Below are 15,199 nucleotides of genomic sequence, written 5' to 3' on the forward strand. Positions count from 1 at the left end.
TCTTTCTCCTACCAGCTGGCCTTGGTGATGCCGGGGATTTCACCCTTCATCGCCATTTCACGCAGTTTGTGGCGCGTCAGGCCGAACTTGCGGAACACACCGCGCGGACGACCGGTGACCACGCAACGGTTACGTTGACGCGTCGGGTTGGCATTGCGCGGCAGCTGTTGCAGCTTGAGCCGAGCTTGGTAACGTTCTTCGTCGGTCTTCGACTGGTCGTCGATGATCGACTTCAACTCAGCGCGCTTGGCGGCGAACTTGTCAGCCAGCTTGGCGCGCTTGATGTCGCGATTGATGAGGGAAAGTTTAGCCACGTCATCAGCCCCTTAGTTACGGAACGGGAAGCTGAAGGCCGTCAACAGCGCCTTGGCTTCTTCGTCGGTCTTCGCGGTGGTGGTGATGCTGATGTTCAGCCCACGCAGCGCGTCGATCTTGTCGTACTCGATTTCGGGGAAAATGATCTGCTCTTTCACCCCGATGTTGTAGTTGCCACGGCCGTCGAAAGCACGACCCGAGATGCCGCGGAAGTCGCGCACGCGAGGCAGCGCAACCGCCACCAGGCGATCCAGGAATTCGTACATGCGTTGACCACGCAGCGTGACCATGCAACCGATCGGGTAGTTTTCGCGGATCTTGAAACCGGCGATAGCCTTCTTGGTCTTGGTCACGACAGGCTTTTGGCCAGCGATCTTGGTCAGGTCCGAGACAGCGTGCTCGATGACCTTCTTGTCGGCGACGGCTTCCGAGACACCCATGTTCAGGGTGATCTTGGTGATGCGCGGCACTTCCATGGCGCTCTTGTAGCCGAACTTGGCCTGCAGGTCGCCAGCGACCTTGCTCTTGTAGAAATCTTGCAAACGAGACATGTCTATCGCCCCTTACGCCTTGGCGCCGACAACGGCACCATTGGAACGGAACACGCGAACCTTGCGGCCTTCGACTTCTTGCACGCCGACGCGGTCGCCACGACCGGTGGCGGGGTTGAAGAGCGCCACATTCGAGATGTGGATCGGCATGGTCTTTTCGACGATGCCACCCGGGTTGTTGGCCATCGGGTTGGCTTTCACGTGCTTCTTGACGACGTTGACGCCTTCGACCAGGACGTGGTCGGCATCGACGCGCGCCAGCACGGTACCGCGACGCTTCTTGTCGCGGCCGGTCAGGACGATGACTTCGTCGCCTTTACGAATGTTGTTCATCGTAGGGCTCCTTACAGCACTTCCGGGGCCAGCGACACGATCTTCATGAACTTCTCGGTACGCAGTTCACGCGTAACGGGTCCGAAGATGCGGGTGCCGATGGGCTCCAGCTTGGCATTGAGCAACACGGCGGCATTGCCACCGAAACGAATCAGCGAACCGTCCTTACGGCGCACGCCCTTGGCGGTACGAACCACCACGGCATTGTAAATTTCGCCTTTCTTGACGCGTCCGCGCGGAGCCGCATCTTTGACGCTCACCTTGATGATGTCGCCGATACCGGCATAACGGCGCTTGGAGCCACCGAGCACCTTAATGCACATGACATGACGCGCACCAGTGTTATCGGCCACGTCCAGCGTGGTCTGCATTTGGATCATGATTTTTCCTGTTCCAACTTAACTGGAAATACGGTTTTCCCCAAAAAAGGGAACACTGCAATTCCTGCCAGTTTTGGTCCCGTCAGGTCAGCCGCCCTGCTTTGTTGCTGGCTGGTCTTGAGCTTTCGCCCTGAAACCATCAGCTGGTGGCAACGCAACGACCCTGGGTTGAAATCCTGCGGGTATTCCCCCAACACGTTGGCCCGGCTAGTTCCAGGCCAATCGACAATCTGGGAAAGCTGACCATTCTAGCCTGGTTAGATTTTGAGCGCAAGCCCTTTGTGAAAGAGAGAGCAAATACACGACAGTGCCTGTGGACAACTGTCGCGTTGCCCCCGCCGAGGATGCCGCTTTAATCCGCCCCCGTTTTATTTCGATAGTAGTTCCGCTCCCAGGCGTCGTGGTTGGCCTTGCCACGCCGGATCTCGTCGGTGAAGGGCGCCGCCATCAGCACCAGCCGGTTCAGCCAACGGATCGGGGCACGACAGGGACGCTCGAAGTCGACGAACAACACGGCGCGGGTGCCGTCCGTGTCGTTGTGCACCTGGTGCGGATACAGGTCGTCGAACACCACGGCCTCGCCCTCCTTCCAGTGGTAGCGCTCGCCCCCCACCTCGATCCAGCAGCGCTCGGCCGGCTCGGGCACCAGCAGTCCCAGGTGCAGGCGCAGCACCCCGTTATAGGGACCGGTATGCAGGGGAATGCGTTTGCCCGGTTCGAGGATCGAATAGAAGGCCGTGCGCAGGCCGGGGATTTCGCGCAGCGCCTGCGCCGTGGCCGGGCAGCGGGCCAGATTGCGGTCGGAACGCAGGCCATAGCCCATGAAGACGAAGGTCTTCCACTGATCATCGGAGGTGATCATGCCGACATCCGGGGACAGTTCATGGAAAGACGGCAGCCGCTCGCGCTCGGCCAGCAACGCCATCAACTCGGCGCGGATGGCGGGCGCCTGGGCCTCCAGGCGCGCGACCCAGGGGAACTGACTGTTATGGAAGATCGGGCGGTCGCCCACCAGGGACGCCTGCGCGATACGGTGGCGCAGCCAATCGATGAAACGGAAAAAGACACGGGAATAGGCACTGGGCTGGCTGGGCGGACGCGTATCGACAGGTTGCACAATAAGTATCTGTATAGACAGCCAAAGATGCACCATTTTGTCCATGCCGCCCCCGCGACGCAAGAGGCGTCCATTGGCTCCAAGTCGGCGACAGGGATTGGCCCTCCCCGCGGCGGACAAGCTGGTTTAGACTGGCATGGGCGATTGCGATCGCTACCCACTCCTATTTCGCAAGGAAAGACAGGCATGTATGAACAGTTGGCGCTGTATATCGACGGCGAATTCGTCGCCGGCGAGGGCAGGCGCACCCAGGACGTCATCAACCCGGCCACGCTGGAAGTGCTCGGCCAGCTGCCTCACGCCACCGAAGCGGATCTGGACCGTGCGCTAGCCGCCGCCCAGCGCGCGTTCGAATCCTGGAAGAAATCTTCTCCCATGGATCGTTCGGCCATCCTGCGCAAGGTCGCCACCCTGTCGCGCGAGCGCGCCAAGGAAATCGGCCGCAACATGACGCTGGACCAGGGCAAGCCGCTGGCCGAGGCCATCGGCGAAGTCACCTCCTGCGCCGAACACGCCGACTGGCACGCCGAGGAATGCCGCCGAATCTACGGCCGCGTGATCCCGCCGCGCAACCCCGACGTGCGCCAGATCGTGGTGCGCGAGCCGATCGGCGTCTGCGCCGCCTTCACGCCCTGGAACTTCCCTTACAACCAGGCCATCCGCAAGATCGCCGCCGCCCTCGGCGCCGGCTGCACGGTCGTGCTCAAGGGCCCGGAAGATTCGCCCAGCGCCGTCATGGCGATCGCGCGCATGTTCCATGACGCCGGGCTTCCCAAGGGCTGCCTGAACATCGTCTGGGGCGAGCCGGCCAAGATTTCCGACTACCTGATCCGTTCGCCGATCGTGCGCAAAGTGTCGTTCACCGGTTCCGTGCCGGTGGGCAAGCAGCTGGCCGCGCTGGCCGGCGCGCACATGAAGCGCGTCACGATGGAACTGGGCGGCCACTCGCCGGTGCTGGTGTTCGACGACGCCGACATCGACCGCGCCGCCACCATGCTGGCCAAGTTCAAGATCCGCAACGCCGGCCAGGTGTGTGTCTCGCCGACCCGTTTCTACGTCCAGAACGGCGCCTATGAGCAATTCCTGGCGCGTTTCTCCGACGTGCTCAAGAACGTCAAGGTTGGCGACGGCCTGGAAGCCGGCACCGACATGGGCCCGCTGGCGCACGAGCGCCGCGTGCCCGCCATGAGCGCCTTCATCGACGACGCCAAGAAGCATGGCGGCAAGGTGGTGGTCGGCGGCGGCCCGCTGGACCGCAAGGGCTTCTTCTTCGCCCCCACGGTGGTGACCGACCTGCCCGACAACTCCATGCTGATGACCGAGGAACCCTTCGGTCCGGTCGCGCCGGTGGTTCGCTTCACGGACACCGATGAAGTGCTGGCGCGCGCCAACAGCCTGCCGTTCGGCCTGTCTTCCTACGTCTTCACCAACTCGTTGCAGACCGCCACCAAGGTCTCCAACGGCCTGGAAGCCGGCATGGTCAACATCAACCATTTCGGCAGCGCGCTGGCCGAGACGCCGTTCGGCGGCATCAAGGACAGCGGCATCGGCAGCGAAGGCGGCCTGGAAACGTTCGACGGCTACCTGGTCACGAAGTACATCACGCACATCTGACCTCGGCGCTTCGCCCCCAGAAAAGCCCCTTGCGGGGCTTTTTTTTTGCCCGCGCGCAAGCAACCCCATTCATTTTGGCGCCATTCTTTCATGTTGCTGTAACCCTGGCCGGCGAGGATTGCGCCTCACTCGCGGGCGGCATCTCCCAGGAACAGGGAAGCCACGCCTGAAGAAAAACTTGTTCCAACCCGAGAAGCACAATGCATCGATATCAGCAAAGCGCGCGCGCGCTGGGCGCGGCCGCGCTCATCAGCCTGGTGGCCGCCTGTGGCGGCGACAAGGACGACGACAACGACACCTCCCCGGTTGCCGAGACGCCGCCGGTGGCGCAACCCGCCGCGGTGCAGGTCGCCTTCATGCCGGACATCCATTTCCACGATGTCTACGCGGACTTCAAGGACGGCTCGTTCCCGGGCATCCCGAACCCCAAGCGCGGCGACAACGCCACCATCCGCACGATGTACGCGCAGCTGACCTCGACGCGCCTGTTCAACGAGAACTACTTCGCCTTCCTGGCCGCGCTGGACGACGCGGTGGCGCGCGGCGTGAAGTACATCGCCCTTCCCGGCGACTTCTCCGACGACGGCCAGCCGGTGCACATGCGCGGCCTGGTCAAGATCATGGACGATTACACGCGCAAGCATGGCATCCAGTTCTTCGCCGCCCCCGGCAACCATGACCCGGTGCGGCCGTTCAACCAGGCCAACGGCAAAAGCGACTACCTGGGCCTCGATCCGACGACGGGCGCGATCGGCTTCTCGCAGCCGATCTACAGCCGCGGCGGCAACGCCGCCTGCAGCACGCCCTATGCCGGCGACTGGGCGCGCGTGGGCGATACCTACTGCACCGAGGAGGTGCTGCACATGGGCTACGCGGGCATCACCGACGCCCTGACCCAGCACGGCTTCATGCCCAAGCCCGAATACCTGTACTACGAGACCCCGTACAGCAGCTACAAGTACGAGGACTACAACTACAACACCGCGTTGTCGCAGGCCAGCTGGATCAACCGCCAGTACGAGATCTGCGCGCAAGGCACCGGCGGCCCGAACAAGCCGGCCAACTACACCTTCTGCAAGATGGTGCCGGACACCTCGTACGTGGTCGAGCCGGTCAAGGGCGTGTGGCTGGTCGGCATCGACGCGAACGTCTACGTGCCGACCGGCAACGGCGCCAACGATTTCACCGGCTCGGGCGACCAGGGCTACAACAAGATGCTCACGCACAAGGCGCACGTCATCAAGTGGCTGGCCGACGTGGTGGCGCGCGGCAAGGCGCAGGGCAAGCAGGTGGTGGCGTTCAGCCATTTCCCGATGACCGAGTTCTTCAACGGCGCCTCGGACGATATCGAGGCGCTGCTGGGCGCCAACAAGATGCAGATGGTGCGCCGCCCGGCCGAGAACACCACGCGCGCGCTGGCCGACACCGGCCTGAAGGTGCACGTGGGCGGCCACATGCACTTCAACGACACCACGTCGCGCAACTACGGCGGCGACAAGGCGCTGTTCAACATCCAGGCGCCGTCGATGGCGGCCTACGTGCCGGCCTACAAGCTGATGACGATGCAAGGCCCCGACCAGATCGAGCTGCAGACCATCCGCCTGGACAAGGTGCCGCGCTTTGACGAACTGTTCGACCTTTACCGCGCCGAGCACGCCTACACCGTGCCGCCGCGCTGGGACGTGTCGATTCTGGATGCCAAGGACTACGGCGACTTCAACTACCGCTACATGAGCGAACTGGTGCGCCTGCGCCTGCTGAACGATGACTGGCGCTGCGAAATGCGCGAGCTGGTCAAGAGCCCTTTGACCGGCGCCGACCTGCTGGTGCTGTCGCAGCTGCGCACTTCGGTGACGCTGGGCGAACTGCAGAACACCGGCGACCGCGCCCAGCTGACGCCCGAGTTCTTCAACTGCCTGTACGTCGCGGGCGGCCCGACCGCCAGCAACCCGGCCTTCGCCGGCGACATGGCCGACGCCACCACCCGCGCCCAGGCGCTGGCGCAGGCCAACGGCATGCAGCTGGCCGACTTCGCCAAGTGGAAGGCGCTGGACATGGCGGGCGACTTCGTGCGCCTGGCCAACGCCGGCGACCTGGCCTACGCCGACATCCCGGCGCAGCGCGCCAGCCAGTACAAGCTGCTGGCCCAGGCCCTGAGCCAGACCAACGCCAGCATGCAGATGAACGGCGACCGGGTCAGCGACGCCAACACGCCGGCCGACATGTTCAAGGCGCGCTTCAAGCCGCTGATGGCGATCATGCTGAAGCTGGCCGATGGCCTGCCGTCGGAGCACATCCGCCTGGACCTGAAGACCAACAGCCTGGTCAACCTGTCGACCACGCCGTCGCCGTTCTGATCGAACACGGGGCGCTGGCCCGATGCGACAAGGCCCGCGCGAGCGGGCCTTGTCAGTGCGCGGCGCGAACCTAGCCGCGCGCGCGCCATTCGCGCGGCGACACGCCGAAGCGGCGCTTGAACAGCCGGCTGAAATGCGAGGGATGGGCGAAGCCGGCCTGGTACGCCAGCTCGGCGATGCCGCGGTGGCGTTGCGCCGGGTTCAGCAGCAGTTCGCGGCAGCGCTCCAGGCGCTGGTCGAAGACGAAGCTTTCCACCGACAGGTCGCCCGCCTGGAAGATGCGATGCAGGTAGGCCACCGACAGGCCGCAGCCCTGCGCCACCCGCTGCGGCGACAGCGCCGGGTCGGCCAGGTGCTGGCGGATGTAGGCCATGGCGCGCTGGCGATGCGCCATGGTCACGCTGCTGTCGGCTTCCGAGGCGTGGCCCTGCCCCGGCTGCACCAGGAACAGCACGATCAGGTCGATCAGCCGTTCGCCCAGTTCGGCCGCCTCCGCCGGCGACCAGCCGTCCAGCCCCTTGAAAAGGTGGTCCATGTAGCTGGCCAGCATCGCGCCGCGCGGCGACCCGTCATCGACGCGCAGCTTGTAGAAGGGGCCGATGCGCGAATCGCGCTGCGACAGCGCGCTGCGCGGGAACGACACGCTCAGGCTGCGGTAGCCGTCGGCGCCGAGCGCGGTGGCCTGGTAAGGCAGGCTCTGGTTCATCAGGTAGACGCAGCCGGGCTCGACCTGGAATTCGCGGCCCTGCTGCACCACGGCCAGCGGCCCGGCCAGCGGCAGGCCGAAGGTGTAGAACTCCTGGTCCAGCCGCGAGGCATTGCCGGCGGTGCGCTCGATCTTCTGTCCCTGATAGTGCAGGTCGTTGAACTGCAGGCTGGCGCGCCGCACATAGCGCACATGACCGGCGAACTGGCCGGCCTGTCCCTGGTGCACCTCGAACGGCCCGAAGGCATCCGACAGGGCCGCGCGCCATTGCTCGTACCGCTCGGCGCCAGCGATGGCCGAAGTGGCGAATTCCGTGTCGGGCATGGCGCGGTCTCCTGGTTCGCGGGGGTCGGCGGGGGCTCGTGACCCTGCGTCTACATATTCTTGACTCACCCTGCCGCGGGTGGTCCGGCGCATTGTGGCCGCGCCTGGCGCAAGTCTATAGTCAGCGCCACAAGCATACAACCTGGACAACCCGGGAGGAGACGCATGGCCAACGCGCCCGTACAGGCCGCTCGCCACACGCCGGCTTCGCGCTATCTGCGCTGCGAAGGCCGCGAGCTGCATTACACCGAATGGGGCCGTCCGGACGCCCCCGCGCTCATCATGTGGCACGGCCTGGCCCGGACCGGCCGCGACTTCGACGAGCTGGCGCGGGCGCTGGCCGGCGACTACCGCATCATCTGCCCCGACACGATCGGCCGTGGGCTGTCGCAATGGAGCCCCGATCCGGCGGCCGAGTACCGGCTGGACTTCTACGCCCGGCTGGCGCGCGCCCTGCTCGACGGCCTGGGGCTGGACCGGGTGCGCTGGGTCGGCACCTCGATGGGCGGCGCCACCGGCATGTACGCCGCCGCCACCACGCTCAAGGACCGCATCTCGCACCTGGTGGTCAACGACATCGGGCCGTCGCTGCCGCAGCCGGCCATCGACCGCATCCTGGCCTATGCCGGCAATCCGCCGGCCTTCGACACCGTCACCGAACTGGAGACCTGGCTGCGCGCCGCCTACAAGCCCTATGGCTGGCAGAGCGATGAGCAATGGCGCCGCATGGCCGAGACCTCGGTGCGCCGCCTGCCCGACGGCCGCGTCACGGCGCATTACGATCCGGCCATCGTCGGCCAGTTCCACCACCACCCGGCGGACTATGAACGCTGGGCCGAATACGACACGCTGCGCCTGCCGCTGTTGCTGCTGCGCGGCGCCGATTCCGACCTGCTGCTGCCCGAGGTCGCCGAGGCCATGACCCGCCGCGGCCCGCGCGCCCGGCGCATCGACTTCCCTGACTGCGGTCATGCGCCGGCCTTGAACGTCGCGCCGCAGATCGAGGCCGTCCGCCAATTTCTCGCCACGCCGGCCGCCGACGCAGCCGCCGGCGCCTACTAGAACCAAGGAGACTCCCATGAAACGCATCCTGCTCGCCGCGCTGGCCGGCCTGTGCCTGAGTTCGGCCGCCATGGCCAAGGACTTCGTGGTGGCGCACGTCTACGACAAGACCGGGCCGCTGGAGGCCTACGCCAAGCAGACCCACAACGGCCTGATGCTGGGCCTGGAATACGCCACGCAAGGCACCATGACGGTGGCCGGGCGCAAGATCCGCGTGATCGAGAAGGACAACCAGGGCAAGCCCGACGTTGCTCGCGCCCAGCTCGCCTCGGCCTACGCCGACGACAATGCCGACATCGCGGTGGGCCCGACCTCGTCGGGCGTGGCGCTGGCCATGCTGCCGATCGCCGAGGAATACGAGAAGATCCTGCTGGTGGAACCCGCGGTGGCCGATTCGATCACCGGCGACAAGTGGAACAAGTACATCTTCCGCACCGGCCGCAATTCGTCGCAGGACGCCATCGCCAACGCTGTCGCCTTCGACCAGCCGGATACGTCCATCGCCATGCTGGCGCAGGACTACGCGTTCGGCCGCGACGGCGTCAAGGCCTTCAAGGGCGCGCTCAAGCAGGCCAGGATCGTGCACGAGGAATACCTGCCGGCCAACGCCACCGACTTCACCGCCGGCGCGCAACGCCTGTTCGACGCGCTCAAGGACAAGCCGGGCCGCAAGATCATCTTCATCCTGTGGGCCGGCGCCGGCAATCCGTTCAAGATCGCCGATCTCGACCCCAAGCGCTTCGGCATCGAGATCGCCACCGGCGGCAACACGCTGGCCGCGATGACGCCGCTCAAATCGCTGGCCGGCATGGAAGGCGCGACCTATTACTACTACGGCATCCCCAAGAACCCGATCAACGACTGGCTGGTGGCCGAGCACCAGAAGCGCTACGGGCAGCCGCCGGACTTCTTCACCGCCGGCGGCATGTCCGCCGCCATCGCCATCGTCACCGCGCTGAACAAGAGCGCCGGCAAGAGCGACACCGACACGCTCATCAAGACGATGGAAGGCATGAGCTTCGACACGCCCAAGGGCAAGATGACCTTCCGCCCGGAAGACCACCAGGCCATGCAGTCGATGTACCACTTCCGCATCAAGAACGACGCCTCGGTGCCGTGGGCGGTGCAGGATCTGGTCAAGGAAATCACGCCCGACCAGATGGCGGTGCCGATCCAGAACAAACGCTGAGCCCTGCCCTTCATGCTGGAAACCCAATCGCTCACGATCCGCTTCGGCGGCCACGTGGCCGTCAACGCGGTGAGCTGCCGCTTCGCGCCGGGCAGCCTGACGGCCATCGTCGGGCCCAACGGCGCGGGCAAGACCACCTATTTCAACCTGATCTCGGGGCAGCTGCGCGCCAGCGCCGGTTCGGTGCACCTGAACGGCCGCGACCTGACCGGGCTGTCGGCGCCAGCGCGCATGCATGCCGGCCTGGGGCGCGCCTTCCAGCTGACGCAGCTGTTCCCGCGCCTGTCGGTGCGCGAGAACGTGCGGCTGGCGCTGCAGTCGCGCCAGCAGGGCCTGGGCTGGCGCCAGATCCGCTTCTGGCGCACCTGGGACGATGACCGGGCGCTGCTGGCGCGCGCCGACGCGCTGCTCGAACGCACCCGCCTGACGGCCCGCCGCGACCAGGCTGCGGCCGACCTGCCGCACGGCGACCAGCGCAAGCTCGAGATCGCCATGCTGATCGCGCTGGAGCCGCAGGTGTTCATGTTCGACGAACCCACCGCTGGCATGAGCGTGGACGACGTGCCCGTGGTGCTGGACCTGATCCGCGAGATCAAGGCCGACGCGTCCAAGACGATCCTGCTGGTGGAACACAAGATGGACGTGGTGCGCGAACTGGCGGACCGCATCGTGGTGCTGCACAACGGCGAATTGATGGCCGACGGCGAGCCCGCCGAGGTGATCGCCTCGCCGATCGTGCAGCAGGCCTACCTGGGCGCCGCCCTGCCGGAGAAGACGACATGAGCGCGGCCACCTTGCTGGAACTGAAGGACGTGCACACGCACATCGGCGCGTATCACATCCTGCACGGCGTGGACCTGGCGGTTCCCGCCGCGGGCGTCACCATGCTGCTGGGCCGCAATGGCGCGGGCAAGACCACTACGCTGCGCACCATCATGGGCCTGTGGAAGGCGACACAGGGCCACATCGGCTTTGACGGCGCCGCGGTCGGCGGCCCGGGCGTGCGCACCTCGCCGCCCGACATGGCGCGCCAGGGCATCGCCTACGTGCCGGAGAACATGGGCATCTTCGCCGACCTGTCGGTGAAAGAGAACATCCTGCTGGCCGCGCGCCAGGCGCGAAGCGCCGCGCAGCTGGACACCGCGCGGCTGGAATGGATCTTCGGCTTCTTCCCCGCGCTGCGCAAATTCTGGCTGTACCCCGCCGGCAAGCTGTCGGGCGGCCAGAAGCAGATGCTGGCGGTCGCGCGCGCCATCATCGAGCCGCGCCGCCTGCTGCTGGTCGACGAGCCCAGCAAGGGCCTGGCGCCCGCCATCATCCAGAACATGATCGACGCCTTTATCGAACTCAAGCAGGCCTCCACCACCATCCTGCTGGTGGAGCAGAACTTCAATTTCGCGCGCCAGGTGGGCGACCACGTCGCGGTCATGGACAACGGCCGGGTGGTGCACGCCGGCGGCATGGCCGAGCTGGCGCACGACGACGCGCTGCAGACCCGCCTGCTGGGCCTGTCGCTGGGAGCGCACCAATGAGCGCCGCCGATATCGATACGCCGCTGCCGCAAACCCGCGCGGACCTGCGCCCGGTGCTGCTGGTGCTGGCGCTGGCCGCCATCGCGCTGCCGCTGGTCGGCTCGTTCTCGACCTGGGTGACGCTGACCTTCGCCGGCCTGGCGATGGGCATGATCATCTTCATCGTGGCCTCCGGCATGACGCTGGTGTTCGGCCTGATGGATGTGCTGAACTTCGGCCATGGCCTGTTCATTGCGATCGGCGCCTACATGGCGGCCACGGTGCTTGGCGCGATGTCCGACTGGACCCAGACCGGCAGCCTGTGGCTGAACCTGGCCGCGGTGCTGCCCGCCATGATCGTCGGCATGCTGGTGGCCGGCGCGGTGGGCGTGGCGTTCGAGCGCGTGATCGTGCGGCCGGTCTATGGCCAGCACCTCAAGCAGATCCTCATCACCATGGGCGGCATGATCATCGGCGAAGAGATCATCAAGATGCTGTGGGGTCCGCAGACGCTGTCGCTGCCCCTGCCCGAGGCGTTGCGCGGCGCGCTGCTGGTCGGCGACGCCGCCATCGAGAAATTCCGCATCGTCGCGCTGGTGGTGGGCCTGGCGGTGCTGGGCGGCATGCTGTGGCTGCTCAACCGCACCAAGCTCGGCCTGCTGATCCGCGCCGGGGTCGAGGACCGCGAGATGGTCGAGAGCCTGGGCTACCGCATCCGCCATCTGTTCGTCGGCGTATTCGTGGCCGGCTCGATGCTCGCCGGTCTGGGCGGCGTGCTGTGGGGCCTGTACCAGCAATCCATCGTGCCGCAGCTGGGCGCGCAGGTGAACGTGCTGATCTTCATCGTCATCATGATCGGCGGGCTGGGCTCGACGGTGGGCTGCCTGATCGGCGCGCTGCTGGTCGGCTTGATGGCCAACTACACCGGCTTCCTGATGCCCAAGGCCGCGCTGTTCTCGAACATCGCGCTGATGGTCGCCATCCTGCTGTGGCGCCCGCAAGGCGTGTACCCGGTCACGAATCGCTAGGAATCGCCCCATGTCCTTCCGCCTGCTATCCGGCGATCCTCCGCGCAGCACGCTGCTGGCGGTCATGCTGATCGTCATCGTCGTCGCGCTGGCCGCTGCGCCCTTCCTGTTTCCCGGCCCCAAGTCGCTGGCCGTGGCGGCCAAGATCCTGGTATTCGTGATCCTGGTCGCCAGCTACGATCTGCTGCTGGGTTATACCGGCATCGTCAGCTTCGCCCACACCATGTTCTTCGGCATCGGCGCCTACGGCGTGGCAATCGCCAGCGTCCGCATGGAGGCCGGTTGGCTGGCGGTGCTGACGGGCACGGCCGCGGGCCTGGCCGTGTCGCTGGTGTTCGCCCTCATCATCGGCCTGGCCAGCCTGCGTGTTCGCGCCATCTTCTACGCCATGATCACGCTGGCAGTGGCGGCGGCATTCCAGACCCTGGTGTCACAGCTGTCCGACCTGACCGGCGGCGAGGACGGACTGAACTTCAAGGTGCCCCAGGCCCTGCGCCCGGCCTTCCGGCCCCTGTCCGAACCGCTGTTCGGCGTGAACATCGATGGCCGCATCATCACCTACTATCTGATCGCCGCGGTTTGCGTGGTGCTGTTCCTGATGCTGCTGCGCATCGTCAATTCGCCGTTCGGCCGCGTGCTGCAGGCGATCCGCGAGAATCCGTTCCGCGCCGAAGCGATCGGCTACCGCACGGTGCTGTACCGCAGCCTGTCGAACCTGCTGGCGGCGGCCTTCGCCACGCTGGCCGGCGCGCTGTATGCGCTCTGGCTGCGCTACAACGGGCCGGACACCTCGCTATCGTTCGAGATCATGCTCAACATCCTGCTCATGGTGGTGATCGGCGGCATGGGCACGATGTACGGCGCAGTGATCGGCGCCAGCCTGTTCGTGTTCGCGCAAAGCTACCTGCAGGACGGTCTGCACGTCATCCACGATGCCGTAGGCAGCGTGGCACCGTTGGCCCTGTTGTTCGAACCCGACCGCTGGCTGCTGTGGCTGGGCATCTTGTTCGTGCTGTCCGTGTATTACTTTCCCACCGGGGTCGCCGGACGCCTGCGGGAGCTGGCCCGGCCGCGCTAAGCCGTCCGTGCCCTTGCCCGCCGAAATTGCCTGAGGAAACAGCCGCGCTCAGCGCGGTCCCTGCCTCAGCGCCTCGCCGCCACGCCGCATTTCGTTGACCCGCCTTTGCATCTGGTCCACGCTGCGTTGCGCCTCGCCACCGACCAATTGCGAGCCGGAGGGCGCGGGCGCGAGCGGCGCCATATTCATAGGCGTGCCGGTGGTCAGCGGGATCATGGCCGGTGGAAACGGGTCCGCCGCCGCCGGCTTCTGCGTCAGCAGCCGTTCCAGGACACGCAGTTGCTCCCGCTGCGCCTGTAGCGCGCGTTCGTTGTCCAGCAACGCCTGTTCATCCTCATCCTGCGTGCCGAAGATGGCCGCGTGATCGAGCGACAGGCCATCCAGCCGCACGCGCGGATCCGGGCCCGCATTGAGCACATTGCGGCCGATCGCGGCGGGATCGGCGCTGGGCGTCACGACACCTGGCGGCCTTGCCTGGGCGTCCGCGGGGGCGGTAGCCACCGGCGCCGCCGGCCCGCCTCGTTCCGCATCCGCGGCCTGGGCACCCGTGCCTGCCGTCAGCACACCCATGGCGACCCACCCGCCGTGCACAATCGCTTTCCTGAAACCGCGCATGATGTCCTTGGACAACCCATTCCAAAACGAAGCCGCGAGACGAAAAAAAACGGCAAGGGCCTGAACCCTTGCCGTTTTACCTCAGAACGGCGAACCGTTCCGAAATCTTCACTTAGATGATACGCGCGGCTTCAACCAGACGCACCACACGCCACGACTTCGAGCGCGAGATGGGACGGCCTTCAGCGATTTCAACCGTATCGCCTTCGTTGTACTGGTTCGACTCATCGTGCGCCTTGTACTTCGCGGAACGCATGATGATCTTGCCGAAGATGGGGTGCTTGACGCGGCGTTCAACCAGAACGACGACAGTCTTGTCCATCTTGTTGCTGACGACCTTGCCGACCAGCGTACGCTGGCGCTTGGCCACTTGGGTGTTTTGAGTTTCGCTCATCTTTATTTCCCTGCCTTCTCGGTCAGCAAGGTACGCACGCGCGCGATGTCGCGGCGCACGTTACGCAGCTGGCTGGTGTTGGCAAGCTGCTGCGTGGCCTTCTGCATACGCAGACCGAATTGTGCCTTCAGCAGGCTTTCGAGCTCTTTGCCGAGCTCGGCGGCGTCTTTCGAACGGAGTTCGCTGGCTTTCATGTCTTAGTACTCCTTAAGCACCGATATGACGCGCGACGAACGTGGTCGAAATCGGCAGCTTGGCAGCGGCCAGGCGGAAAGCTTCACGCGCGAGCTCTTCGCTAACCCCTTCCATTTCGTAGAGCACCTTGCCGGGCTGAATCTCGGCGACCCAGTACTCCGGGTTGCCCTTACCGTTACCCATACGGACTTCGGCAGGCTTTTGCGAGATGGGCTTGTCCGGGAAAATGCGAATCCAGATGCGGCCGCCGCGCTTGATGTGACGGTTGATGGCACGACGAGCGGCTTCGATCTGGCGAGCGGTCAGACGGCCACGGCCGGTGGCCTTCAGACCGAATTCGCCGAACGACACGTGGGTGCCACGGGTCGCCAGACCGGTGTTGCGGCCCTTCTGCTCTTTGCGATACTTTCTGCGAGAGGGTTGCAGCATG

18 protein-coding genes are annotated in these 15,199 nt (G+C 65.6%); 8 read left to right on the forward strand and 10 right to left on the reverse strand.

The genetic code is table 11. The features are described from left to right. Positions 1-8: 8 nt before the first annotated feature. The 5 genes from rpsN to AruCF_RS28485 all read right to left on the reverse strand — a co-directional run bounded on the left by rpsN (position 9) and on the right by AruCF_RS28485 (position 2,696). Positions 9-314 (reverse strand): 30S ribosomal protein S14, encoded by a 306-nt coding sequence (gene rpsN, locus AruCF_RS28465; RefSeq protein WP_006227037.1) that lies wholly within the window; start codon positions 312-314, stop codon positions 9-11. A 12-nt stretch (positions 315-326) separates the two neighbouring features. Next, entirely contained in the window at positions 327-866 is a 540-nt protein-coding gene (gene rplE, locus AruCF_RS28470) for a 50S ribosomal protein L5 (RefSeq protein WP_006389624.1), read from the reverse strand. A 12-nt stretch (positions 867-878) separates the two neighbouring features. After that, entirely contained in the window at positions 879-1,199 is a 321-nt protein-coding gene (gene rplX / locus AruCF_RS28475; RefSeq protein WP_006389623.1) for a 50S ribosomal protein L24, read from the reverse strand. Positions 1,200-1,210: 11 nt separating this feature from the next. Next, complete coding sequence (rplN, locus tag AruCF_RS28480) at positions 1,211-1,579, reverse strand: 50S ribosomal protein L14 (RefSeq protein ID WP_006216531.1); 369 nt, start codon at positions 1,577-1,579, stop codon at positions 1,211-1,213. Positions 1,580-1,931: 352 nt separating this feature from the next. Continuing rightward, on the reverse strand, positions 1,932-2,696 hold the full coding sequence (locus AruCF_RS28485) for an aspartyl/asparaginyl beta-hydroxylase domain-containing protein (protein ID WP_080977536.1): 765 nt from the start codon (positions 2,694-2,696) through the stop codon (positions 1,932-1,934). Positions 2,697-2,882: 186 nt separating this feature from the next. Here AruCF_RS28485 and AruCF_RS28490 point away from each other — a divergent pair, with 186 nt between their 5' ends. Both AruCF_RS28490 and AruCF_RS28495 read left to right on the forward strand, forming a co-directional pair. Continuing rightward, a complete protein-coding gene (locus tag AruCF_RS28490) occupies positions 2,883-4,310 on the forward strand; it encodes an NAD-dependent succinate-semialdehyde dehydrogenase (RefSeq protein ID WP_049077238.1) in 1,428 nt (475 codons plus the stop codon). 200 nt (positions 4,311-4,510) lie between these two features. After that, complete coding sequence (locus AruCF_RS28495; protein ID WP_083037042.1) at positions 4,511-6,667, forward strand: metallophosphoesterase; 2,157 nt, start codon at positions 4,511-4,513, stop codon at positions 6,665-6,667. A gap of 70 nt (positions 6,668-6,737) precedes the next feature. Here the strand turns inward: AruCF_RS28495 and AruCF_RS28500 are convergent, their stop codons facing one another. Beyond that, positions 6,738-7,697 carry an AraC-like ligand-binding domain-containing protein gene (locus tag AruCF_RS28500; RefSeq protein WP_049077242.1) on the reverse strand — a complete coding sequence of 320 codons (960 nt, stop codon included), beginning with the start codon at positions 7,695-7,697 and terminating at the stop codon, positions 6,738-6,740. Positions 7,698-7,862: 165 nt separating this feature from the next. Between AruCF_RS28500 and AruCF_RS28505 the strand changes: the two genes are divergently transcribed. The 6 genes from AruCF_RS28505 to AruCF_RS28530 are packed head-to-tail and all read left to right on the forward strand — an operon-like array spanning position 7,863 to position 13,565. Further along, positions 7,863-8,759, forward strand: coding sequence for an alpha/beta fold hydrolase (locus AruCF_RS28505; protein WP_049077244.1), 897 nt, complete (start codon positions 7,863-7,865; stop codon positions 8,757-8,759). 16 nt (positions 8,760-8,775) lie between these two features. Continuing rightward, positions 8,776-9,948, forward strand: a complete 1,173-nt coding sequence (locus tag AruCF_RS28510; protein WP_049077246.1) for a substrate-binding domain-containing protein — start codon at positions 8,776-8,778, stop codon at positions 9,946-9,948. Between the two features lie 12 nt (positions 9,949-9,960). Next, a complete protein-coding gene (locus tag AruCF_RS28515; RefSeq protein WP_049077248.1) occupies positions 9,961-10,731 on the forward strand; it encodes an ABC transporter ATP-binding protein in 771 nt (256 codons plus the stop codon). Beyond that, a complete protein-coding gene (locus AruCF_RS28520) occupies positions 10,728-11,480 on the forward strand; it encodes an ABC transporter ATP-binding protein (protein ID WP_049077250.1) in 753 nt (250 codons plus the stop codon). Before AruCF_RS28515 ends, AruCF_RS28520 begins: the two co-directional genes overlap by 4 nt. Then, positions 11,477-12,487 (forward strand): branched-chain amino acid ABC transporter permease, encoded by a 1,011-nt coding sequence (locus AruCF_RS28525; RefSeq protein WP_049077251.1) that lies wholly within the window; start codon positions 11,477-11,479, stop codon positions 12,485-12,487. The genes AruCF_RS28520 and AruCF_RS28525 overlap by 4 nt, the downstream gene beginning before the upstream one ends. Positions 12,488-12,497: 10 nt before the next feature. Next, a complete protein-coding gene (locus AruCF_RS28530; protein WP_049077253.1) occupies positions 12,498-13,565 on the forward strand; it encodes a branched-chain amino acid ABC transporter permease in 1,068 nt (355 codons plus the stop codon). 48 nt (positions 13,566-13,613) lie between these two features. Here the strand turns inward: AruCF_RS28530 and AruCF_RS28535 are convergent, their stop codons facing one another. The 4 genes from AruCF_RS28535 to rplP form a co-directional block, all read right to left on the reverse strand. Continuing rightward, a complete protein-coding gene (locus tag AruCF_RS28535) occupies positions 13,614-14,195 on the reverse strand; it encodes a hypothetical protein (RefSeq protein WP_235432719.1) in 582 nt (193 codons plus the stop codon). Positions 14,196-14,292: 97 nt separating this feature from the next. Beyond that, the gene (gene rpsQ / locus AruCF_RS28540; RefSeq protein WP_006216549.1) at positions 14,293-14,574 is read right to left on the reverse strand and encodes a 30S ribosomal protein S17; all 282 of its coding nucleotides are present in this window, start codon (positions 14,572-14,574) and stop codon (positions 14,293-14,295) included. Between the two features lie 2 nt (positions 14,575-14,576). Continuing rightward, the gene (rpmC, locus tag AruCF_RS28545) at positions 14,577-14,768 is read right to left on the reverse strand and encodes a 50S ribosomal protein L29 (protein WP_003806912.1); all 192 of its coding nucleotides are present in this window, start codon (positions 14,766-14,768) and stop codon (positions 14,577-14,579) included. 13 nt (positions 14,769-14,781) lie between these two features. Then, complete coding sequence (gene rplP, locus AruCF_RS28550; RefSeq protein ID WP_006389610.1) at positions 14,782-15,198, reverse strand: 50S ribosomal protein L16; 417 nt, start codon at positions 15,196-15,198, stop codon at positions 14,782-14,784. Between the last annotated feature and the right edge of the window lies 1 nt (position 15,199).

Source organism: Achromobacter ruhlandii (assembly GCF_002082135.1).
GTDB classification, from domain to species: domain Bacteria; phylum Pseudomonadota; class Gammaproteobacteria; order Burkholderiales; family Burkholderiaceae_B; genus Achromobacter; species Achromobacter ruhlandii.